The sequence below is a fragment of the Planctomyces sp. SH-PL14 genome, from assembly GCF_001610835.1.
In the GTDB taxonomy this organism is placed as follows: Bacteria; Planctomycetota; Planctomycetia; order Planctomycetales; family Planctomycetaceae; genus Planctomyces_A.
On record NZ_CP011270.1, the window covers coordinates 4,617,706 to 4,639,504 of the forward strand.

At 64.7% G+C, this 21,799-nt stretch carries 16 protein-coding genes; 7 read left to right on the top strand and 9 right to left on the bottom strand.

Annotated elements, in window-relative coordinates; translation table 11 throughout:
• The first annotated feature begins 3 nt into the window (after window positions 1-3).
• From VT03_RS17785 to VT03_RS34260, 6 genes are all read left to right on the top strand, one after another.
• On the top strand, window positions 4-1,080 hold the full coding sequence (locus VT03_RS17785; protein WP_082846314.1) for a Tfp pilus assembly protein FimT/FimU: 1,077 nt from the start codon (window positions 4-6) through the stop codon (window positions 1,078-1,080).
• A complete protein-coding gene (locus tag VT03_RS17790) occupies window positions 1,080-2,243 on the top strand; it encodes a hypothetical protein (RefSeq protein WP_075094222.1) in 1,164 nt (387 codons plus the stop codon). Before VT03_RS17785 ends, VT03_RS17790 begins: the two co-directional genes overlap by 1 nt.
• Window positions 2,244-2,257: 14 nt before the next feature.
• Window positions 2,258-3,967 carry a prepilin-type N-terminal cleavage/methylation domain-containing protein gene (locus tag VT03_RS17795; RefSeq protein WP_075094223.1) on the top strand — a complete coding sequence of 570 codons (1,710 nt, stop codon included), beginning with the start codon at window positions 2,258-2,260 and terminating at the stop codon, window positions 3,965-3,967.
• A gap of 282 nt (window positions 3,968-4,249) precedes the next feature.
• Window positions 4,250-9,049 carry a hypothetical protein gene (locus VT03_RS17800; protein WP_075094224.1) on the top strand — a complete coding sequence of 1,600 codons (4,800 nt, stop codon included), beginning with the start codon at window positions 4,250-4,252 and terminating at the stop codon, window positions 9,047-9,049.
• A gap of 482 nt (window positions 9,050-9,531) precedes the next feature.
• The gene (locus VT03_RS17805; RefSeq protein WP_075094225.1) at window positions 9,532-10,689 is read left to right on the top strand and encodes a DUF1559 domain-containing protein; all 1,158 of its coding nucleotides are present in this window, start codon (window positions 9,532-9,534) and stop codon (window positions 10,687-10,689) included.
• A gap of 226 nt (window positions 10,690-10,915) precedes the next feature.
• Window positions 10,916-11,197 carry a hypothetical protein gene (locus VT03_RS34260; protein WP_075094226.1) on the top strand — a complete coding sequence of 94 codons (282 nt, stop codon included), beginning with the start codon at window positions 10,916-10,918 and terminating at the stop codon, window positions 11,195-11,197.
• Between the two features lie 174 nt (window positions 11,198-11,371).
• Here the strand turns inward: VT03_RS34260 and VT03_RS17815 are convergent, their stop codons facing one another.
• From VT03_RS17815 to VT03_RS17855, 9 genes are all read right to left on the bottom strand, one after another.
• Window positions 11,372-12,490 (bottom strand): type IV pilus twitching motility protein PilT, encoded by a 1,119-nt coding sequence (locus VT03_RS17815; protein ID WP_082846316.1) that lies wholly within the window; start codon window positions 12,488-12,490, stop codon window positions 11,372-11,374.
• A 214-nt stretch (window positions 12,491-12,704) separates the two neighbouring features.
• Window positions 12,705-13,475 carry a tetratricopeptide repeat protein gene (locus VT03_RS17820; protein WP_075094227.1) on the bottom strand — a complete coding sequence of 257 codons (771 nt, stop codon included), beginning with the start codon at window positions 13,473-13,475 and terminating at the stop codon, window positions 12,705-12,707.
• A gap of 57 nt (window positions 13,476-13,532) precedes the next feature.
• Window positions 13,533-14,516 (bottom strand): hypothetical protein, encoded by a 984-nt coding sequence (locus VT03_RS17825; protein WP_075094228.1) that lies wholly within the window; start codon window positions 14,514-14,516, stop codon window positions 13,533-13,535.
• Window positions 14,517-14,668: 152 nt separating this feature from the next.
• Window positions 14,669-14,878: a DUF2997 domain-containing protein gene (locus VT03_RS17830; RefSeq protein WP_075094229.1), complete on the bottom strand. Its 210-nt coding sequence runs from the start codon at window positions 14,876-14,878 to the stop codon at window positions 14,669-14,671.
• A gap of 99 nt (window positions 14,879-14,977) precedes the next feature.
• Window positions 14,978-15,430, bottom strand: coding sequence for a DUF1257 domain-containing protein (locus VT03_RS17835; protein ID WP_075094230.1), 453 nt, complete (start codon window positions 15,428-15,430; stop codon window positions 14,978-14,980).
• Between the two features lie 114 nt (window positions 15,431-15,544).
• Entirely contained in the window at window positions 15,545-17,230 is a 1,686-nt protein-coding gene (locus VT03_RS17840) for an AAA family ATPase (protein WP_075094231.1), read from the bottom strand.
• A gap of 4 nt (window positions 17,231-17,234) precedes the next feature.
• Window positions 17,235-17,438, bottom strand: coding sequence for a hypothetical protein (locus VT03_RS17845; RefSeq protein ID WP_075094232.1), 204 nt, complete (start codon window positions 17,436-17,438; stop codon window positions 17,235-17,237).
• Window positions 17,435-18,274, bottom strand: a complete 840-nt coding sequence (locus VT03_RS17850; RefSeq protein ID WP_197488987.1) for a radical SAM protein — start codon at window positions 18,272-18,274, stop codon at window positions 17,435-17,437. Before VT03_RS17850 ends, VT03_RS17845 begins: the two co-directional genes overlap by 4 nt.
• 469 nt (window positions 18,275-18,743) lie before the next feature.
• A complete protein-coding gene (locus VT03_RS17855) occupies window positions 18,744-19,553 on the bottom strand; it encodes a purine-nucleoside phosphorylase (protein ID WP_075094234.1) in 810 nt (269 codons plus the stop codon).
• Window positions 19,554-20,240: 687 nt separating this feature from the next.
• Here VT03_RS17855 and nhaA point away from each other — a divergent pair.
• Window positions 20,241-21,629: a Na+/H+ antiporter NhaA gene (nhaA, locus tag VT03_RS17860; protein ID WP_075094235.1), complete on the top strand. Its 1,389-nt coding sequence runs from the start codon at window positions 20,241-20,243 to the stop codon at window positions 21,627-21,629.
• Window positions 21,630-21,799 lie beyond the last annotated feature (170 nt).

A 21,799-nucleotide genomic window follows, 5' to 3' on the forward strand; every position in this document is an offset into this window, starting at 1 on the left:
GCCATGAGAATGCTGACTCCCACGCTCGAAGCGTCATCGCGTCGCCGCGGTTTCACGCTGGTCGAGATGCTGATCGCCATCACGATCTTCGCCATCCTGGCGACGATTGCGATCGGTTCGTTCAGCGAGCTCGGCGGAGACCGGGTCCCTGCCGCGGCCCGGCAGCTCCGCGGCATGATCGCCGGCGCCCAGAGCCGGGCGGTCAAGGACCGTGCGGCCCGAGGGCTGCGGTTGCTGCTCGATACGAACCTGTCGACCGGCACCGACACCATCTATCTCACGAGCCTCGTCTACGTCGGCGCCAATACCGACGTGGTCGGCAAGCTGCGGGACAACGGAGACATTCCCGCCACGCCGTTCCATCCTCAGCGAACCGTCAAGCTGATGCCGGACGGCCTGGGGTGGGAGATCCGCCAGGACAACAACGAGACGATCCTCTGGGATTCGTTGCGGACGGGCGGAAACGCCCGGAAGGGGGACCGGGTCTATCTCCAGTGGCCGAGCCTTCCTCCGCGCCGGCCGTTCGATCCGCCGATCGACGACGAACTCCCCTACCAGGAACGGGTGTTCTACATCAACGACATCTATGACGACGGCGGCGAGACGAAGATCCGCGTGAGCGGACCCGAGCCTCCGATCACGCTCGATGGAGAGATCCGCTACCGCCTGGAGCTCGCCCCGGAAGTTCTGCCCAACAGTGAGCCGGTCACGCTCCCCCGCGGGACGGTGATCGACGTCAACGCGTCCAAGATTCCCAACGCGGTTCTGGCGTCGGATATCCCCAAGGGGTATGTCGACGTCCTGTTCACTCCGCGCGGCGAGATTCAGGGATCGATGGCGGGGCAGGGGATGGTTCACTTCTACGTGGGCGAACTCGGAGACAGCCAGAATGACCGGATCGTCTCCCCCATGGAAACGCCGCGGGTGATCGATGGAAATGCCAGTTCGCCGACGACGGGTCCGCAGCGTCTCGTCTCTCTGATTCCTGCCACGGGGCAGGTCCTCGCCTCCGAATACATCCAGTCGACGAACAGCCTGGACCGTTTCGGTCAGTCCATTTACGGAAGAGAGTCCAAGTGATGATCCGCTCTCTTCCCCCGCAGGTGTCTCCCCGTCGCGGAGCGACGTTGACGGAGGTGCTGATGGCGATCTTCGTCATGAGCATCGGGGTCGTCTCCGTCATCACGCTGTTTCCGCTGGCGATCCTCCGGGCCGTCCACGCGACGCAGCTGACGAACTCGAAGGTTCTGGAACAGAACATCGAGGAGTTTCTGCACGCCAATCCCTGGATGTGGCGTGGGTCGCCGGTCGATCCGAAGCTGAACTCGACGGACACTGAGTTCGTCAAACCTTGCGTCATCGATCCGCTCGGCAAGCCGGTCATGGGGACGTACTACCCGGCCTACGGCCGGCAGTTCGGCAACCGCGGCAGCGGAAGTGTTCCGACGGACTGCATTCGGCGGATCAGTCCCTTCGCCCAGTTGACCAACAACGCGGGGACAGCGGTCAATCCGTCTTACGAGACGGCCGCGGAGAACGTCGACTGGCCCGTCACGGATCACACCTGGCTGGACGCGGGAATCTGCGCCCTGCCGGACTCGTGGAATACCGTCGCGGACGACATCCCGGAGGCGATCTCGGCCACGGAGGTCGATTTTTCGGCGGCCGGTCCCGCGCTCGGGGCGAGCGGCGGGAACGTGCGGCTGACGCTGATCTCGCTGGATGGGACCCGGAGCATCACCCGGCTCGGAACGACGAACAACTACAAGTTCACGAAGCTGGGAACGGAGCCCAACATCCCCCTCCCCGATTTTGATCTCGCCAGTGTCGGACGGGCGGTCGTCGAGGCGAACGAGTCCCGCTACTCCTGGGTGATCACCTGTCCGTCGCCGGCGGACGCCCCTCCTCAGGCGAGTTGTGTCGTGTTCTTCCGCCGGGCCTTCGATCCGGACGAGGAGTTTGTCTACGACAATGGCGGATCGGCTCCGATGACCGCCACCTCCTCGACGGTCGACATCACGTGGGGAGCGGGGCAACCGGAACCCGTATTGCGCGAGGGGAACTACCTCTTCGACGCTCAGAACGCGATCTGGTACCGCATCCGGTCCTACACCATCACGGAAACCGGCACGACCGGGAGTGCCACGATTGAACTCGATCGGCCCGCTCGCAAGCCCGCCACCATGGTGATGCTTCCGCACGGTCTCGTCCATGTCTTCGACCTCGAGGTCCGGGGTCAATAATGAGCCATCCTCGCATGCGTCACACGTCGAAGTTCCTCGCGCGGGCGGCCCATCGGGGACGGGGCGGCTTTACGCTCGTCGAGATGCTCGTCTCGACGGCGCTCGTGCTCCTGATCATGGTGCTGTTCGCCCAGATCTACGGGGCCGCGGTCGGAACGCTGCGGGAACAGGAAGGGATCGCCAAGAACGACGCCAAGGCGCGGTCGGTCGTGACGATGCTCCGCAACGATCTGCGGGAACGCTCCTACCGGGAGATTCCGCTGGCGGTCAGCGATCCGCTCCGGGCGAGCGTGATCACCCGCGGAATCGTGCCGATTCATCCGCGCTGCATGGAAGTGAACGACGCGCAGCGGGGCTACTTCTACGTGTCCGAGAACGACCCGGGAAACGACTCGGACGACGTCCTGTCGTTCACGATGTTTCTCCGCCAGGAGCTGGGGCACTTTACGGGACGGGTGGCTCAGGACACCTCCATGAGCGGGATTCCCAACCACCCGGACTCCGACGATGCGGTGGTCGGGGATGGCGTGACCTCCTCCCGGGCCGCGATCGTCACCTACTACATGCGGGACGGAAAGCTGCACCGCCGGATCAACCTGCTCCGCGATCCGCTGGTCATCCCGAATCCCTACAACACGGGGGATGCGGGAGCCGGGGCGCTGACCTGGCTGCCGGTCCAGCCCTCCAACGAGCCGACTCCCGACCAGATCGGACTGGGCAATCCGCTGTTCACGGCGGCCGATTTCACCGCCTGGTATCAGAACAACGCGCTGGCGGTCATGCAGAACGTCCCCCCGAGCGCGGTGTTTTCGAACCCGATGGCTCCCGATCAGCGGCGTCGGCTGCTGAGCGTGAAGTCGCTGGACAATTCGTCCCGCTACACGAATACGCCCGTCTCACTGCCGCTGTTTCGTGAGGGACACGTCTCACCCTCCGGCAACCCGTCGGGAGAGTTCACGGGGACGACGTTCATCGGCCGGTCGGCGCTCTCGGGCAACCGGACCGGGGAAGACATCGTTCTGTCCGGCGTCGTCGGTTTCGACGTCAAGGTGTGGGAACAGCAGGACGGCAATGCGAACGGCACCCGCGAAGCGAACTTCGAAGGGGTTCAGCGGAGCGGGCGATTTGTCGACCTGGGCCACGGTGCACTGACGGATGGAACGACCAAGGGGCCGTTCGGCGACTCCGTTCCGTCCGGAACTCCGACGAATTCGACCTGGGGGCGGAACTCCACCAGCACCTACGGCCCGGGGGGCCCCTCGGGCAACCGGGTGTTCGACACGTGGCATCCGCTCGCGCCGACGGGCAACTTCCCCGGCGCTCCCCCGTCGACGTCCCCGGCGCCGACTACGCCGGAAGCGATCTCTCCGCCGTTCTATCCCCTGAAGATCGCCCCGGACAAATCGACCGCCGCGCTCTCCTGGGGGGCGAACAGCGCGATCACCGTCACGGGAACGGACTGGACCGCGCATCAGGTCTACTTCCCCTGGGCGTTCCGCGGCGACTATTCGATCGGGTACCGGGCCACGACCAGCGGCAATACGGGAACCCGCGAGCCCGTCTGGAGCCGCATTCCGGGCGACAAAGTCCTGGACGGCGGTGTCACGTGGGAATGCTTCGACAACCGCATCGGCCTGACGGCGATGCGGATCACGATTCGATTTGTCGATCCGGGAAGCAACCTGATCCGTCAGGTGACCCTGGATCATTCGTTTTTGGATTAATGGTGGGTGCCGGAGACGAGGAAACAGGCAGGCCGGAAGGACAGGCGAGTCCCGTTCTTCCGGCGCTGCAAGCCTCGATGGCGAAAGCCGGCCGGCCACCCGCTCCCTGTTTCACCTTGTGCGGGCGCTCAAGGGACGATCACTATGAACCGGACTAAAGAGAGTCGTCGCCGCTCGGGAGTTCCGCTCCCAGGAGCAGGAGCACGCCGCAAAGCGGACGCACGCCGCACAGCGGGAGCAGGCCGCGGAGCGGAAGCGCGCCGCGGGGGAGCGGTCATTGTCGTGGTGCTGGCCCTGATGGCGATGCTCGCCTTCCTGGGTCTGTTCTTCTACGACTTCGTGCAGGTCGAGGCCAATACGGCGGAGAACTTCTCCCAGGTCGTCGAGCCGCTGGGGGGGATCGATCCGGAGTCGCTGATCAACAATGGTCTGTCGCAGATCATTGTCCATCCGGATGACGACGCCGTGGCGCGAGGCAGCGTGCTCGACGGCGGAAAGCTCGGGCTTCTGCCGCACATCCTGGGAACCATCAAGAAGTCGGGCACCGTCCTGAAGCCGCACGACTATGAGCTGCGGAACGGGCGCGGGATCCGGGTCATTCCCGGGACGAATCCGGGCGACCCGCCGCAGTTCGTCTACACGGGAAACGATCTGAACCCGAATCCGCCGACCTCCACGCCTGGCGTCGGAACGTCTGATCCGGCTCTGGTTCTGAATCGGAGTGCGGCGGCGAACCCGGCGAGCGGATCGGGGGTGCGGCTGGCGGACACCGATTTCAGCTATGAGCCGGACGTGGGCTACACCTATCCGGACGTGACCTCGCTGTTTCTCTCGACGGAGTATCTGCAGTCGGAGGACACGAACAACAACGGCATCCAGGATGGCGGGGAAACGGACCTGAATGGAAGCGGCGCCTGGAACGCGAACGACTTCATTGTTGTCGTCAAACCGAGCTTCATGGACCCGTCGGTCTTCCTCGCTTTGGATAACACCACGGCGAACTGGTACAACGCGGCGAGCACCAAGCGGTGGATGCTCCGGCCGCACAAGTCGCATCAGATTCCCAACACGACGACCGCTCGTTTCGTGGTCGACGAGTTCCCGGAGATCAAGACCACTCCGACGGCGCTGGCGCTCGGGCCCTGGACGAGCAGCGGCAAGAACTACGGCGGACTCGACGTGGATGCGGACGCGAACGGCGTCCGCGACTCGATCTACATCGACCTGGGGTTGCCGCCGCAGACACTGGCGGATGGGAGCGGGCGGGTTCTCGTTCCGATGTCGTTCTGGAAGATCGAAGACCTCAACGGCCTGATCGATCTGAACGCCGCGGGCAACATCGCGGACATCATCTACAAGAACCGGACCGATGGGGCCAAGACGGCGATCGATCTGTCGACGCCGACGACGGTCGACCTGATCGCCGACGTTTACAACTCGGGCGGGAGCAACCGTTCGATCCATTACTCGCACTACGGATTGAGCCGCGCGGAAGTGAACCCGGCGTGGGCGCTGTGGGCCGTCCCTCCGACCGCTTCCGACGGCCGGACCCGCTGGAATGTCGCCTTCTACCGCTCGACGACGAACGCTACGTTCACGCGTCAGCAGATGCAGAACACGGAGCTGGCGATGCTCCTCATGGGCTCGTCGGTCTCCATGGAGCAGTCGATCTCGACCGGCTACAGCTTCACCGACAACCTCGATGACCTGCAGGGCCGCTACGGAGACGCGAACCGCATTCTGAACACGCCGACGGGGAACTACGCGACGGCGGGCGATCCCAACACGGACGAAGACCTCGGCGAGGATGTCAACAACAACGGCATCCTGGACACGGGGGAAGACGTCAACGGGAACGGGATCCTGGATGGATACGCCGTCCCGCGGGGGATTCACCCGACCGACTCGTTCGGGACCGGGGGAATCAACATCGACGTGACCGCCCGCGGGGCGCGTCAGCTGACCCTCCTTCCGGGGGGCCAGATCCCGATGCCGGGCTACAACGGCCGCTGGCAGGCCCAGCCGGCCACGATGATGGGACAGAACTACCGCGATCTCTCCCTCGGCGGCTCCCTGCTGCTCCCCCCCGTGACCGGGGCGGCGCCGGCCGTCGTCGACCTGCGGCCGGACGATCCGGGCGAAGTGAATCGCTACTCCTACACCTTTACGGAGCGGGACAACCTGTTCCGTCCGACGGAGATCGCGGCTCTGCATTTGAGCGACTTCGACTACACGCGGGCGGCCATGTTCTCCCGCACGCGGCAGCTGGCTCCCTTCAACTTCAACATGTCCTCGTTCTCGCGGAACATCCGTCAGCAGTTCACGACCGAGAGTTGGGATCGGCGCGAGTTCTCGTTCCCCTACGATCCGAATCGGAACTTTGAGTTCAACGATCAGGACGGAAGCAACTATCGGTTCCCTCCGAAGTCGAACGGCACGGGAGCGTCCCGTCACGAACTGGGGACGCTCGTCAACAACGATCCGTTCCGCCCCGTCGTGCGGCGGCTGCTGACGACGTTCAGCATCCGCGACAACACGAATCCGCCGCTGCGGAATCGGGCCAATTTCCCGCAGCTTCCGCTGGAGCTGAATCGAATCCTGGATGAGAACGGCACGGTCCTGAAGGCGTTCGACAGCAACGGGAATCCGAACTTCCGCCAGCTGACGCCGCACCCGAATCTTCGGACGGCCAGCACGCCGGGGACGGTCGAGCCGGAGATGCTTCATCACAACAACATCGATGACGTTTCCATCATCCCCGCCATTATCCCCACCCATCCCGTCCGTCAGTACAACCTGTGGGGGACGACCCCGGGCGATCCGACCGGCCCCTATGTCCAGGAGTGGTGGGCGCGGTATGACCGCCAGCGCCTGGCGCGGGACATCTATGTCCTTCTGGCGGTGCTTTGCAATCCGACGACGACCAACCCCATGACGACTCCCATGGATCCCGTCGTGGCGAAGGAAATGGCCCAGTTCGCGGTCAACTACGTCGACGCGTTCGACCCGGACGATGTCATCACCCGCTTCGAGTACGACCCGGACCTGTCGGACGGCTGGAACCTCACCCCGTCGTACTATTCTTCGAACCAGTATTTCGTCAACGGCGTGGAAGCCCAGCAGCTGACGCTGTCCGAAGCCCTGTGGATCAAGCAGAAGAAGAACATGGGTGCCGTCAACGGCACGTTGCACAAGGAAGGGAAGGGGCACCACGAGTTCCTTTACGTGGAGCTGCGGAACGGGACCCCGTTCAACATCGACCTGCGGCAGAACACCTGGCGTCTCGTGCGTCTGGATCCCACGCTCGTGACCCCCACGATGGATCCGACGGTCCAGACGAATCACCTCGCCAGCGTCGCGTTCCGGTCCACGACGAAGTATGTGAGCGGCGGCGCGAACTTCGTGATCGCCGGCCACGACGGGAATGTCGTCAACGAGAGCGACGTTCCGATCTCTTCGGACTACTACGCCGATACGAACGGGGATGGGACGACCCTGGAACCGGTCGTGCCCGGCGCGGGACCGACGACGACCGCGTCGGCGACTCCCGATCCGCTCTGCGATCTGGATCTCTGCCACAGCCGGGATGCGATGGAGTTCGATCTCGTTGCGATCGGTGACCCGGCCAACTCCGCCGGTTCGGCGACGATGAAGACCGCCAACAACCTGGTGCCGAAGCTCCTGTACTTCGATACGGACGCCGAAGAGATCACGACCAACCCCAACGCGGACCGGATGGTCCTTTCGCTCCAGCGTCGCCGGAATCTCTGGACCGATGGAAACATCACCAACACCGCCTCCGCCCCGGGAGCCAATGACTGGGTCGAAGTCGACCGGCTCGATTTCACGATGGAGAGCAACAACCGGGTGACGATCGGTTCGGATGCCGCCATTGTGACGGAGCTTCCGAAGCTCCGGAGCCGGGAACGCTATCACCACCTCGATGAACGGAATGAAGCCGCCGTCGTGGCCCCCGCGCCTCCGGCGATGGGGAGCCGGGCCTTCCTGGTGAATCACAGCATCTACCAGCCGTACAGCGTGAACGCGACCAACGCGGTCAAGAGAAATACGATCGCGACGGAAGACATGCTGACGGACATGACGAATGTCTACAACACGGTCTGGCAGCCGCATCACGACCGGGACCTGACCTCGGCCTACGAGATGCTGTCGATTCCGGTCGTGGGGCCGGGGCAGCTCGTGGAACGGATCCGCGATCACGCCAGCAACGTGAACGTGGCCAAGTCGGTGAACGGCTGGTCCAACTCGACGACCTTCCTGCCGTACGCGGCGGCCATCAAGTTCCTGCCCCGGTACCAGGCGACTCAGCCGCCCGATGTGATTCCGTGGACCCGCCTGCTGAACTTTGTGGCCCTCCCGGATCCGACCGACCGGGTCCAGCAGAAGGTCAATCCGAACTACGTCCGCTCCCGGACGTTTGGGCAGATCAACATCAACACCCTGCGGACGCCGCCTGTTCTCGAGGGGTTGATCGACGACCCGCGGATGATCGACGTGAATACGCCCGGCCTCAAGAACAACCCGGGTCTGGCGACCGAACGTTACTGGTGGAACGACTTCAAGAGCCGTCGCGACGGCGGCCCCGGCAACGGGATGGGCGGCCTGTCGTCCGTCCCGTTCCTCCCGCCCGGCCAGTTCAACGTCGATCCGACCCGTCCCGCGGACGGCGTGGAGCGAGGCATGGCGCGGCACCGGGAAATCCTGACCGGCGCCAACTCCAAGTTCGGCCTGTTCGAGGCCCGTGACCTGGCGGACGTGGTGCCGACCGAGGACCTGTCCGCGGTCGATCTGCATACGCGTTACCGGCTGCTGCAGAAGATCGCGAACAATACGACGAATCGCAGTCACATGTTCGCCATCTGGGGCGGGTTGGACTTCTTTGAAGGGACGGAAACGTCGACCGGATCCGGTCAGTTCCGGGTCGGAGCCAAAGCGACGGACGTGCAGACCTGCCGCTGGTTCTTCATCGTCGACATGACCCGTCTTGAGGAAGCCTTCAACACGACCGACAATTCGTTCGACTGGCGGAAGTTTGTGATTTATCGGCAACGGCTGGAGTAGTGGCACCGGAGTTGCCGTATGTGCCGTCCCACCGAGGAGATGGGTTGAAACGATGCAACTCCTTCCGGGGACTTTGGTTTTCCTTTTGACCGATCCTCCCGGTGTTCCATAATGAGAGCGGCGAATTGGGGGGCTGCTGCATAACGCGGCGGCCACCCTCTAAGACGCAGGCGGAGCAACACCGCCGAACGCACGAGCCTTCCAGCTGTGCAACCAGAGAAAATTCACAGAGTTCCGAAACGTTTCGCCGGCCCCCTTGCACTGGATTTTCGGTAAAACATTTCGCAGGATTTCGTAACTGAAGAAGAGCGTAAGAGTTCCTTACGTCAGAATATGCGGTCGAGGCCGGGAGGTGACGCCGGCCGATGTCTGGGCGGTTCTCGCCGAGGCATCACCCCCGCCGGTCGCACGTGAGCGTTCCGGCGGTCAGCCAGTTTTTTCCCTTCCCTGTTCCGTCTATCCCGGCAGTCCTGGAGAGTTCCATGCAATCCCATCGTCCCTTCGCCCCGCGTGCGTCCCGGACGCGTCGCGGATTCACCCTGATCGAGCTGCTGGTGGTGATTTCGATCATCGCCACCCTGGCCGCCCTGCTCCTGCCGGCCGTCCAGCAGGCCCGCGAAACCGCCCGCCGGACGCAGTGCCTCAACAACATCCGCAACGTCGCCCTCGCCGCCCAGCAGTTCGCCACCGCCCGCGGCGGCGCGCTGCCGTATCTCGTGTCGAACTCGACGATGCAGTACTACATCCAGGGAACCGGCAACTCCGGAGATATCCGGATCCCCTGGATGGTTTCGCTGTTCCCCTTCTTGGAACAGGGCGCTCTCTATGAACGCCTCCTCGAGAAGAACGCGATGAAGCCGGCCGATCCGATTTCCATCTCGGTGCTGAACTGTCCGAACGATCCGGCCCGCAACTCGCAGGCGAATGTGACGTACGTGGCTAACGCCGGTTACACCTCCCAGGCCACGTGGGGAGATCTGGATGAGCCGGATATGACGGCTCCTTATTTGTACGTCCACCGGGCCGACAACTACTCGTTCACCGGCACGCCGGCCCTCACCGCCTCGGACGGTGTGGATCTGATTACGGCAAGCGGACTGTTCTTCCCGCAGCTCATTTCCGCGGCCTCGACAACGGCCGGACTGTCCTCACGGCAGATCACCCTCGATCAGGTGACCTCGGCAGACGGAACTTCGCAGACCCTGATGTTCAGCGAAAACCTGCAGGCGGAAACTTGGATCGAGACCAACCTCAAGTCGTTCTCGATGATGCTGCCGCTGGCCACTTCCACCTCGCCGGCCATCGCAACGAAGGGGGTCTTCAACCCGATGACGACTCAGGGGATCGGCCTGGGGACCACCAAGGACTTCGCGATGCAGATTCCCGGAGCGTCGGGCGGAACGTTCAGCCTGGCCCTGCCTGGAACGCGGGACGGCGTCATCAACAAGAACCTTTCGGGCGCCAGCGAAGGTCTCGCACCCCGCCCGAGCTCGCTGCACACCGGTGTCGTGAACGTCATGTTCGCCGGCGGTAACGGCAAGCTCCTCAGCCAGGATATCGACGACCGGATCTACGCCGAACTGTACTCGTGGAACGGCAAGCGGTTTGGCCAGAAGGTCCTTTCGGACAATGATTTCTAAGCGGATCGAACTCCGCGGAAGAGCGACGACAGGCCGGGGATTCTCCCCGGCCTGTTTTGTTTTCCACGTCGCTGCCGACCCGAAGACGGGCGGGGCGGGCTTCGATGGCCGTGACATTTTCCGACGCAGGAGAGAATACCGGCGAGGAGCGGCGCATTGACTTGGACAGGCAGCCGATCGACGTCGGACGGGGTCGGTTGTGTATTCCTTACTCGGAGTCAGACAGATGGCAAAGTGGTTGGTCGCCGTGGTGGCGTGTGCCGCGATGAGTTCCGTGGTTCCTGTTTGTGCTCAGGCCGCGGATGAGAAGCCGAAGGCGACGCCGGAGGAGATGTTCAAGCGGCGGGACAAGGACAGCGACGGCTTCCTGAGCTGGGACGAGTTCAAGGGGAAGCTCGAAGGAGACAAGCTTGCCGCGGCCGAGAAGCAGTTCAAGGCCAAGGACACCAACAGCGACATGAAGCTTTCGCTGGAGGAGTTCAAGGCGAAGGTGAAGAAGGCCAAGTAGGCCGGCCGTTCAGCGCGCGGTCGCACGCGCCCCGGGGGTGACGTTCTCGCCAGGACGTCATCCCTTTTTTGTTGTTGCAGTTTTGTTGTTGCAGTCGACCCGCGCGCCCCTCGGACTCGGGACGCTGTTGAGGTGTCCTCGGGGAACAGGCCTTCTTTCGCAAATTTCACATACCTACGTTCGGTCCCCGGTCCGGTGCTTGATCGTCGCCTGCTCACGGGCGTTGGAGACCGCGGTGTCGTAGGTGATCTCCCCCCGCTGGTAGAGATCGAGCAGGGCGTGGTCCATGGTCTGCATCTGCAGCTTCTTGCCCGTCTGCATCTCGCTGTAGAGCAGGTGTGGCTGCTGCTCGCGGATGTGGTTCCGGACGGCGGCGTTGGCGATGCAGATCTCGCAGGCCACGACCCGCCCCTTGCCGTCTGCCTTGGGGAGCAGCTTCTGCGAGACGATCGCCTGCAGGCTGTTGGCGAGCTGCACCGTGATGGCGTTCTGCTGCGCCGCGGGGAAGACGCTGTAGATCCGCTGGATGGTCTGGACGGAGTCGGGGGTGTGGAGCGTCGCCAGGACGAGGTGACCGGTTTCGGCAGCGATGAGCGCGGTCTCGATCGTCTCGAGATCCCGCATCTCGCCGATGACGACGACGTCCGGATCCTGCCGCAGGACATGAATGAGAGCGTCACGGAAACTCTTCACGTCCGTCAGGACTTCCTGCTGGATGATGACGCTCTTGCGGTTCTCGTGGACGAACTCGATGGGGTCTTCGATCGTGATGATCTTGGCCCGCCGCTCCGTGTTGATGAGGTCGATCATGTAGTTGAGGGTCGTGGTCTTACCGACCCCCGTGGGGCCCGTCACCAAAATCAGACCGCTCGATTTGCGGGTCAGTTCCTGGATGATCGGCGGAAGCGACAGCTCCTCGCGGGAGCGGACGCGCGGCTCGCAGATCCGAATCGCCAGCTCCGGGACTCCCGCGTGGAGATAGATGCTGACGCGGAACCGCCCGACCCCTTCGAGATGTCGCGAAAAGCAGAGCTGCCACTTGTCTTCGAGACTCTGCCGGAGCTTCGGCGAGAGCAGGCCGCCGACGAGCGACGTGAGCGCCTCGGCATCGAGCGGCGGGCCGTCGATGGGGCGGATCTCGCCGTTGATCCGGTAGATCGGCGCAAGGCCCCGGACCAGGTGGACGTCGCTGGCGTGATGCAGCCGGGCTCCCTTGAGGATCCGGTCGAGAGACCAGCCGCCGCGGAGAGAAGGGGGGAGGATTGTGGGGGGCGAGGCGAGGTCGAGGGACATGGGGAGGAGGGCTCACGTATCAGGTGGCAGGTATCAAGTCTCAGTCAGGCGCGGAGGTGACGTTGATCGATCGCGAGGATCAATCCGTGGGGCGACGGAGCCGGGCGGAAAACTGGACTTGGTGTCCTGGATCGTCTCTTCGTTCTGCCTTCGGTCTTTCGCCTTCCGCCTCGACGCCACGTTGGATCAGGGGGCTGACGCCCCCCGCTCGCCTTCAGTTGCTCCAGAGGCTGCGGAGCCGTTGCCACAGGGATCCGCCTTGCTCGGTTTCCATCAAGAGATCCTGGGCCAGACGAAAATCCTGTTTCAGTTCCAGGCAGTGCTGGGCGGATCGGCGGGCGGGGACCGCCATGCCCATCCGTTGCTGGCAGGCGGCCTGGATGTACCAGGCGTAGGGGGAGGTGGCGTCCCGCTCGACCGCCAGCCGGGCCCGGGCGAGGGCGTTGTTCGGCTGTCCGTAGTGCGTGTGGATCAGCGAGATCTCGACCGGGACGAGCCAGTCGGAATCGATCTGCAGGGCCTTGTCGAAGCAATGCCGATCCGTCGGCTGACGGCCGGCCAGGAGCAACTCGCCGCGGACGGTCCAGCGGTAGGCGGACTGCCCGGGCTGCTGCATCGCCTGATCGATGGCGCCGAAGGCGTCGCGGGTCTTGCTCTGGCGGATGAGGGCCTGCGCGCGGGAGGCGAACAGATCCGCTTCGGCGGGGAACAGTTCGAGCGCCTTGCGGCTCCAGAGCTCCGCTTCGGGGTACTCTTCGAGGAGGATCAGCATCTGGACCTGACCGACCCAGCAGGCGACCTGCGTCTTGTCGGACTCGAGGGCCCGGGAGTAATACTGGAGCGCCCCTTCGTAAGCTCCGAGGCGGCGGGACTCTTCGGCGCGCTTCTGCCACGTCGTGTCGTCGACGCGGGAGGCGGCGATGGTCTCCGTGTGGGAGTGGTGCTCCTCGTTTCGATCGATTTCAAGCTTGGTGAAGCGGGCCATGTGACGTTTCGCGAGCGGTGTTCGAAAGGGGGGGCCGGGACGAAGAGGTCCATCGCTCTAGGGGAGGGACCGGATCCGTCCGAACTGCGTCAGGGGATGAAGCTGGAAGACGACCCGGCCGAGAACGTTTCTCGCAGGAACCCGGCCGAGCTCGGGCAGCATGAACTCCGTGGCATACTGATCGGTCGTGGGGAGGATGATCCACTCGCCGGAGCGGGCCGTGAGGGCAAAGGGACTTCGGTAACGGCCGGCGTTCAGAGGCAGGTGCGGAGCCGGGACGCCGTCGAGCGTGAAGCCTTTTCCGTTGAACGCCAGCGTCTGACCCGGCCCTGCGAGGATCCGGTCGATGCGCCATCCCTCCAGCACGACATTGGCATTTCGTCCGTCCACCTGACCGTTGAACCGGATGTAGGGGACGTTGTAGACCACCGCGTCCCCCACTCGTGGTGTGAACAGAGCGTTCGTCAACAGGACGTCCCCCGGCTCGAAGGGATAGGCCGCACGCGGAATCACCAGCGGGCTCGCGACAAAGAGGGACCCCCACCAGAGCGGGACGTAGATCCCGCCCAGCAGGGCGGCGATCGTCACCGCCCCCTTGCCCAGTCGTTCGAACCGCGAATCCGTTTCCAGCAGGACGACGTCGAGGACCGAGGCGGCGTGGCCGGCGACCGCCAGACCGAGAAGCCACGTTCCCCAGCCGGTTCCGATCATCAGAAGGCCGGAGAGGAAACAGGCCAGGTAGCTCCAGAAGAAGATCCGGCCGCGAATGCGATGCCCCAGGTAGGACTGGGCCCAGCCCGGGACGAACAGTCGCCACAGGATGGAGGACTCCGGGACGTCCGGCACCACCCATTCGGGGATGAGGGTCTTGCCGACCTGGGTCGAGAGCGTCTCCGCCTGCTCACGGAGTTTCGGAACCGCTGAGAACTGCTTCCGCAGCCGCTTGCGGCGCGCGGTGGCCCGCGGCGGATGCACGTCGATCTGAACCGCCGCAGAGTGCAAAGCTCCGCCGCACCGGCCGCACCGCGTCAGGCCGGGCATGTTCTCGAATTGGCAGCTGGGGCATTGCATGAGGAGGAGGTCTAGGGACGAGGGGCCAGGGACCAGGGGCCAGAGGCTTGGTTCCGAGAATCACAAGGGCGTTCGTCCTCGCGGTCCCTGGACCCTCGTCTCCAGTCCCTCGTCCCCCTTCCTCACTGATATCGATCGTGCAGGTTCTGGTGCTGGCTGACGACCTGGTCCGCTTCGTAATACTCTGACGTCAGCTCGCGGTCCTGTTCCTGCCCGACGATCTGGGCGAGGGCCTCCGCGATATCGAGACACCGCGGGCCTTTGATGCCGATCGTGCGGACCGTCACCTTCCCCTGCGGGCTGATTTCGATTTCGAGTTCTTCACGGGCCATGGGAGGTCTCGGGTGGGTCTAGGGACTGGAGACGAGGGTCTAGGGAGAGGAATGGGAAGGCTCTGTTCTTTCTCTCGTCCCTAGACCCTAGTCCTGCTCCTACGAATTCCTGACGCGGATCCGGACTGTCTGATCTGCTTCGACGGACTCTTCGACCACCGTCATGTGGCGGCTCTTCATTTCGGTCATGAGCCGGTGATAGGCGTACTGCTGCGTGACGCGGCCGACGAGCTCTTCGCCGATCTGCCGGAGCTCTCCCTTCGAAAGTCCGCCCCCTTCGACGCAGACCTTGAGGGCGCCCCTCGCATCGCGGGAGAAGCGGGCGATGACGCCGTCCCGCTGGACCACGATCTCCTGCTGGCCGGTTCCGGCCAGGATCTCGCTGTCCTCGATCGCGATCTCGGCGCGGTTGCCCGTGTCGACCTGTCTTGTGACGGAGCGGCCTTCGCGGACGGCGGCGAATCCCATCGCCCCGACGGCGCCGACCACCGCGGCCGAGATCGCCGGCCAGCTCGCCACCACGACGGGGGCAATCACCAGGACTGTGCTCATCCGAAACTCCTCTCGCGCAGGATCACGCCGCGATTCGCGATTGATCGACCGTAGACGTTTGCGGCTCCGCGGGAGCGTCGCCCTCCCGGGATGTCGGTCGCTTCCTCGATGTTTCTAAACCAGTTCGATCTTCCGCCTGGCTTCGGGCTTGGCGGCCGCTTCGGTCCCTGTTGCCGGACGGGCTCGGCCGGCGGCCCAGGTGCGGAGGCGGTTCAGTTCCTCGCTCATCGTTCGCGAGAGCGGGACTGTCTGTTGCAGGCTGTTCAGGAGGATGTCGGTCGTGAGGTCCGACTTCTGGCTGAAGGCGTCGAACAGGCCGGAGACGACCGATTCCTCGATCTCCGCCCCGCTGTACCCCTCGCAGGCGCGGGCCAGGGCATCGAGGTCGAAGCGGGCGGCGTCGCGGCCGCGTCGCTGGAGGTGGATCTGGAAGACGTCCTTCCGTTCCTCCGCGTTCGGGAGGTCGACGAAGAAGATCTCGTCGAGACGCCCCTTGCGGAGGAGTTCCGGGGGGAGGTGACTGATGTCGTTCGCGGTGGCGATGACGAAGACCGGTGAGGACTTTTCCGAGAGCCACGTCAGGAGCGTTCCGAAGACCCGCGACGATGTCCCGCCGTCGCTGCCGGCGGAGCTGGTCGAGCCGGCGAGGGCCTTGTCGATTTCGTCGATCCACAGGATCGCAGGGGCGACGCTCTCAGCGGTCTGGATGGCGCGGCGGACGTTCTCTTCGCTCGACCCGACGAGACTGCTGAACATCCGGCCGACATCGAACCGCAGCAGGGGGAGCCGCCAGAAGCTCGATACTGCCTTGGCAATGAGGCTCTTGCCGCAGCCCTGGACTCCCAGCAGCAGGACGCCGCGCGGGGAGGGGAGGCCGAACCGGGCTGCCTGGTCGCTGAAGGCGATCGAGCGCTTCTTGAACCAGTCCTTGAGGTTGTTGAGGCCCGCCACGTGGCCGAGCCGCTCGTCGGACTCGTAGTACTCGAGGAGGCCGCTCTTGCGGATGATCTGCTGCTTCTCGCTGTAGACCATGTCGATGTCGTCGGCAGTGAGCTTGCCGTCGACGACGAGGGTCTTGGCGAAGACGTTCTCCGCTTCCCGCAGCGTCAGGCCGCGGGCGGCGTGGAACAGCCGCTCGCGGTCGTGGCTGTCGATGGCGATCTCGAGCTGGCTGTTTTCCTTGACGTCGCTGACGATCCGGTCGAGCAGGGCGTTGAACTCGCGCGTGGTCGGGAGCGGGAAATCGAGGATCGTGACATCCTTCTCCAGCTCCGGCGCCAGGTTCAGCAGCGGGCCGACAACGACGATCGTCTTGTATGTGTCGCGAAGCTGGATCGCGGCGTCGCGAAGCCGGCGAATGATGTGGCCGTTGCGGTTGCACGGCGTCGGCATCATGTAGGGATGGAAATCCTTCATGAGGAAGATCGCCGGCTCGACGGAATCGAGGATCGAGTCGAGCGCGGTGAGGGGGTCGTTGGTGCGGCCGCCCGGTTTGCCGCGGGCTGCTTCCGCCTCGGGCTTCTGGATCCCCTGCGTCACGGTCCAGACAAGCAGCTTTTTGTTCCGTCGCTCGGCGATCGACCGCAGGAGGTGCTCGGCCCGTTCTTCTTCATAGGTGCGGATGAAGATGATCGGGTAGCGGGCGCGGATCAGGACGTCGACTTCCTGGTCCAGGGTCAGCCGGCATCTTCCCCGGGCGGGGGCCGGGGTGGCGGCCGCGGGTCGAGGGGCCGGCTTCCGCGCCGCGGCGTTGGGCACGGAGGGGAGAGAGGCGCCGGAGGAGTTTGCAGCCGAGTCCATAGTGTCAGTGGTCGCCCGGGGTGGGAATACGGGGGAGCATTGCGTTGTCGGCGAGGCCGCATTCGCGGAGCAGTGTCAGGACGCCCGACGACGCTCCGAACAGGAACAGCCGGCCGTCCGGGGCGATCTCGATCTCGGTGATCGCCGAGGACTCGGAGCATTCAAGGTCGGAGACCGCGATGTCCTGAAGTGTTTCGTGTGCCGTCACAGCAGCACCTCCAGTCCCGACTGCCGGGCCAGCGCGCGGGCCTGTTCGACCTCGTCCCGGCGGAGACGCCGCGAGAGTTCTTCGATCCCCTTGGCTTCGGAGGCGGCCCGCCAGCGGGGGAGGTAGCCGTCGCGGAGGCTGAGGGCCGCTTCGGGAAGCTCGTCGGTCAGCCACCGCAGGACCGGGACGAAGCAGCAGTCGTGGTGGCCGGGCATCAGCAGGTGCCGCACGATCAGCCGTCCCTGCCGGGAGGCGATCCGGAGATTGCGGGTCAGGATCGACCAGTAGTTCGGGACGCGGGCGATCCGTTGGGCACAGTGGTCGTTGCCGAACTTGAAGTCGGCGACGTAGGTGGTGACGAGGCCGTCGAGCAGTTCGAAGACTTCGGGGGTCCCGTGGAAGTCGGACTTCCAGACGATCGGCGGGAGGGCTTCGCAGCCCTGCATCGCTTCGAGGATTCGCGGCAGGTGGATCGTCGGTTCGCCGCCGACCCATTGCAGGGTTCTGGCTCCCTGCTGTTGTCCCCAGGTGGCGGCGGCGCGGAAGAAGTCGGGAGTCAGAATGCGGCCGCGCCCTGGGTCGAAGGCGTTGGCTTCGGCGATGCAGAAGGCGCAGCGCAGGTCGCAGCCGGAGAGGTAGAAGAGGTGGCAGGGGACGAGTTCGGGTTCTTCGCCGCATTCGATGCGATGGCGGAAGACGCGGGCTTCGATCCCGGCTTTGCATTCGCCTCGTTCGGCTGCGGCGCGGTTGATGGCGCAGCGGTGTTCGCACAGCAGGCAGCGTTGGTCATGTTGCTGCGCGGTGGCGAGTCGTTCCTCGATCGTCGCTCTGCGCATGACGAGCCTTGTGCGCATGGAGGCATGGCGGTTGTGGGCCGCGTGATCTCTCGATTACGTGTTGTCTGAGGCCAACGTGGGCGCGAATCAGCGAGATCAAAAGAATTTTTGAAATGCGTCGCGAGCGGCGCGTTCATTCCACCGGGTCCAGGGGCACCCTGGTGGGGAGTGCAGAGGGGCAACGCCCCTTTGCCCGCCGGAGGCCTGGCCGTCGAGAGCTGTCTGAAGGAGTGAGTGTCCGAACGCGGACAGCGTGCCGGATGCCCCCACATCGACACGCAGGGATTCCAGGGCGAGCGGGGAGTCGTCAACGCAGGTACCGCAAAGGGGACATCCGTTGTGTCCCACGGTTCCTCATAGACGTGCCTCCGGCGGCAAGGGGGCGAGGCCCCCTTGACCCCAGCGGCCTTGGCACGTTGGGTTTGAGCTATCACGTCGTGCCGGCAAGGACGTGGTTCGACACGCCGCGTTACGAGAGTCCGCTGAGGACTCCATCGATAACCGCCCCCACCCGGTCGGCGGCGTTCCGCGCCGCGGCCGCGACTTCCTCACCACTCGTCGTTTCCAGATGGTCCGGGTCGCAGACGTTCGTCACCGTCGAGATCCCCAGGACCCGCATACCCAGGTTCGCGGCCGTCGTTGCCTCCGGAACCGTCGACATCCCGACGACATCCCCCAGTCCACGGAAGAAACGGTACTCCGCCCGCGTCTCGTAGTTCGGTCCCGTGACACCGATGTAGACGCCCGACCGGGCCCGGATGCCGGCACCTTCGGCCGAGGCCAGGGCGGAGCGGTGCAGCCCGCGGTCGTAGAACGTGCCGGACCGGCAGGGGCCGCCGCCGGAGACGACCGGGTCACGACGGGGATTGCAGAAGGCAAAGTTGACGTGGTCCTCGATCACCACAAGGTCTCCGACCCGCAGATCGGGCGAGAGTCCGCCGGCGGCGTTGGTGACGACCAGGGTCTCGACCCCCAGGCCATGCATGACGCGGATGGCGCGGCCGATCTGCTCGAAGCTGTAGCCTTCATAGAGGTGGAAGCGGCCGGACATGACGGCGACCGGCGTTCCTCGCCAGCGGCCGCAGAGCCATTCGCCGGCGTGTCCGACGGCGGTGGACTGGCAGAAGTGGGGGATGTCGGCGTAGGGGATGCGGGCTGTCGTTTCGAGCCGGGAGGTGGCACTGCCGAGCCCCGTTCCCAGGATGATCCCGACGCGGGGGGACTCGTTGTCCCAGCAGCACAGAGCGCGGACCGCTTCACCGACGCGATCCTCTTCCATTCGGGCTGCTTCTCTTTCAGTGGTTGCTGCGCGAGGAGTCGGACGGTGCCGCGTGGGGGTGGGCGTCCGGATGTCTCGCGTTTCGACGGGCATGCGGAGGAGAGTATCGAATCACGGCTGGACCGTCGCGTGAAGACCGTCCCCGTCGGCGCAGCGCCATTTTCTCAAACCGATCGGGCGACGGCCCCTGGCCGCACTCCCTGTCGGACCGTTGCTCCTGATCCGAAGACGGAGCATCGCGCGCTCGTGTCATGGCAGCGAGCTCTGCCAATGGGCGGAGGACGAGGCCCGACTCGGTTGACGTCGTTGTATTTCAGAGGCCTTCGGATTTTGAAACACAGAGGTACAGAGAACACGGAGAGTGACGAATCCAGAGGCAGGACGGGGCTGTGGGACCGCGTTCCCGGCCTTGAGCTGTGTCCATCCGTCTCCATCCGTGTTCATCTGTGGCTCCCCTTCCTCTCCCGAAACCGCTTCACGAACGTCTCGTCTCCCGCCGTCCCTCTCTGTGTTCTCTGTGCCTCTGTGTTTCAAACCTCTTCCGATGAGGAACCTGCAGAGCGCAGAGATGGCTCCGGCGCAATGCGCCGTCTTCGTCTCAGTAGCAACGGATGAGCAACTGCGGTAGGAGACAACCCCCAAGCCAACTACAACTTGGAGGCAACCCAGGATCGAAGGAGCGACAGGATGAAGGACGCGGCGAAAGGAAAACGAGAGGGAGCCGCAGCAACCTCCCTCCCGTCCCGCCCGATCGAGCGCTGGCTGGCCCCGCTGCACCGTTTCCTCCATGTTCAGGCGGCCGGCGGCATCGCGCTCCTCCTGGCGACGATCGTCGCCCTGGTGCTCGCCAACTCGGATTTCAGCCACGAGTTCTCCGAGCTGTGGGAGATCCCGGTCGAGTTCGGTTTCGGCGACTTTTCGCTGAAAGGGACGCTGGGCCATCTGATCATCAACGATGGCCTGATGACGCTGTTCTTCTTCGTCGTCGGTCTTGAGATCAAACGGGAGCTCGTGGCGGGCGAACTCCGCGATCCCCGCAAAGCTCTCCTCCCTGTCGTGGCGGCGATGGGCGGGATGATCGTTCCTGCGCTGATCTACTTCGGCTTGCAGTGGGACGAGCCGGGCCAGCGGGGGTGGGCGATCCCGATGGCGACCGACATCGCCTTCGTCGTCGGCGTCCTGTCGCTGCTCGGGCACCGCGTCCCCTTCGGACTCAAGATCGCGCTCCTGTCGCTGGCGATCGTGGACGACCTGGGGGCGGTGCTGGTGATCGCCGTCGTCTTCACGGAGACGATCGTGTGGGAGTGGCTGGCGGTGGCGGGGGGCGGGTTCCTGATCGCGGTCCTGCTCAATCTCCTGGGCGTCCGGGCGATCGCGCTCTATGTCTTCGCGGGGATTATCGCCTGGCTCGGGTTTCTGCAGGCGGGGATCCATCCGACCGTGGCCGGCGTGCTGCTCGGCCTGCTGACGCCGGCCCGCGCGTGGATCGGCGATCGAACGCTTTCCGAAGTGCTCGAGAAGACCTGGAAGAGTCTCGATGTGGCCGATCCCGAAGAGCGCGACCGGCGGGCCGACCTGAAGCGGGTCGAGTTCGCCCTCCGCGAGTCCGAGTCGCCGCTCCATCGGCTGGAGACCGGCCTGCACCCGTGGATGTCGTTCTTCATCATGCCCCTCTTCGCCCTGGCGAACGCCGGGGTAGCGTTCGATCCCTCGGAGCTCTCTCATCCGGTCTCGATGGCGGTCGCGGCGGGACTGGTGCTGGGGAAACCGCTCGGGATCCTGCTGTTCACGGTGGCGGCGGTCAAAGCGGGGGTGACACGGCTGCCGACCGGCGTCGACTGGAAGGTCATGACCGGCGGGGCCTGCATGGCGGGGATCGGCTTCACGATGTCGCTGTTCCTGAACGGCCTGTCGTTCCCGGGCCCGCGGTACGCCGAGATGGCGGCCGCCGGAAAGATCGGGACCCTGATGGGGTCGCTGGTCAGCGCCGTCCTGGGGACGACGCTGCTCCTGATCTTCCTGAGAGAGAAGTCCGCTCCGGCCCCGGCCCCGGCCGCGTCAGGCAAGGGAAAATGAACGCCGGGACGGGGCAGGACCGCCAGCAGCGCGGAAACCCATCAAGACCCGCTGCTGCGGTTCGCGGCCAGAGATGTATCGATTGTGCCGTTTGTCTCGGCGAAAGGTGCATTTGTCCGAATCTGGGGCATTCGCTGCTGCGATTTCGGAACATTTCGGCGACGTCAGAA

Bases quoted from the DNA above. Each gene is read 5' to 3' on its own strand.
- VT03_RS17785 (WP_082846314.1), top strand. From the start codon at position 4: ATGAGAATGCTGACTCCCACGCTCGAAGCGTCATCGCGTCGCCGCGGT.
- VT03_RS17790 (WP_075094222.1), top strand. From the start codon at position 1,080: ATGATCCGCTCTCTTCCCCCGCAGGTGTCTCCCCGTCGCGGAGCGACG.
- VT03_RS17795 (WP_075094223.1), top strand. From the start codon at position 2,258: ATGCGTCACACGTCGAAGTTCCTCGCGCGGGCGGCCCATCGGGGACGG.
- VT03_RS17805 (WP_075094225.1), top strand. From the start codon at position 9,532: ATGCAATCCCATCGTCCCTTCGCCCCGCGTGCGTCCCGGACGCGTCGC.
- VT03_RS34260 (WP_075094226.1), top strand. From the start codon at position 10,916: ATGGCAAAGTGGTTGGTCGCCGTGGTGGCGTGTGCCGCGATGAGTTCC.
- VT03_RS17815 (WP_082846316.1), bottom strand. From the start codon at position 12,490: ATGTCCCTCGACCTCGCCTCGCCCCCCACAATCCTCCCCCCTTCTCTC.
- VT03_RS17820 (WP_075094227.1), bottom strand. From the start codon at position 13,475: ATGGCCCGCTTCACCAAGCTTGAAATCGATCGAAACGAGGAGCACCAC.
- VT03_RS17825 (WP_075094228.1), bottom strand. From the start codon at position 14,516: ATGCCCGGCCTGACGCGGTGCGGCCGGTGCGGCGGAGCTTTGCACTCT.
- VT03_RS17830 (WP_075094229.1), bottom strand. From the start codon at position 14,878: ATGGCCCGTGAAGAACTCGAAATCGAAATCAGCCCGCAGGGGAAGGTG.
- VT03_RS17835 (WP_075094230.1), bottom strand. From the start codon at position 15,430: ATGAGCACAGTCCTGGTGATTGCCCCCGTCGTGGTGGCGAGCTGGCCG.
- VT03_RS17840 (WP_075094231.1), bottom strand. From the start codon at position 17,230: ATGGACTCGGCTGCAAACTCCTCCGGCGCCTCTCTCCCCTCCGTGCCC.
- VT03_RS17850 (WP_197488987.1), bottom strand. From the start codon at position 18,274: ATGCGCAGAGCGACGATCGAGGAACGACTCGCCACCGCGCAGCAACAT.
- VT03_RS17855 (WP_075094234.1), bottom strand. From the start codon at position 19,553: ATGGAAGAGGATCGCGTCGGTGAAGCGGTCCGCGCTCTGTGCTGCTGG.
- nhaA (WP_075094235.1), top strand. From the start codon at position 20,241: ATGAAGGACGCGGCGAAAGGAAAACGAGAGGGAGCCGCAGCAACCTCC.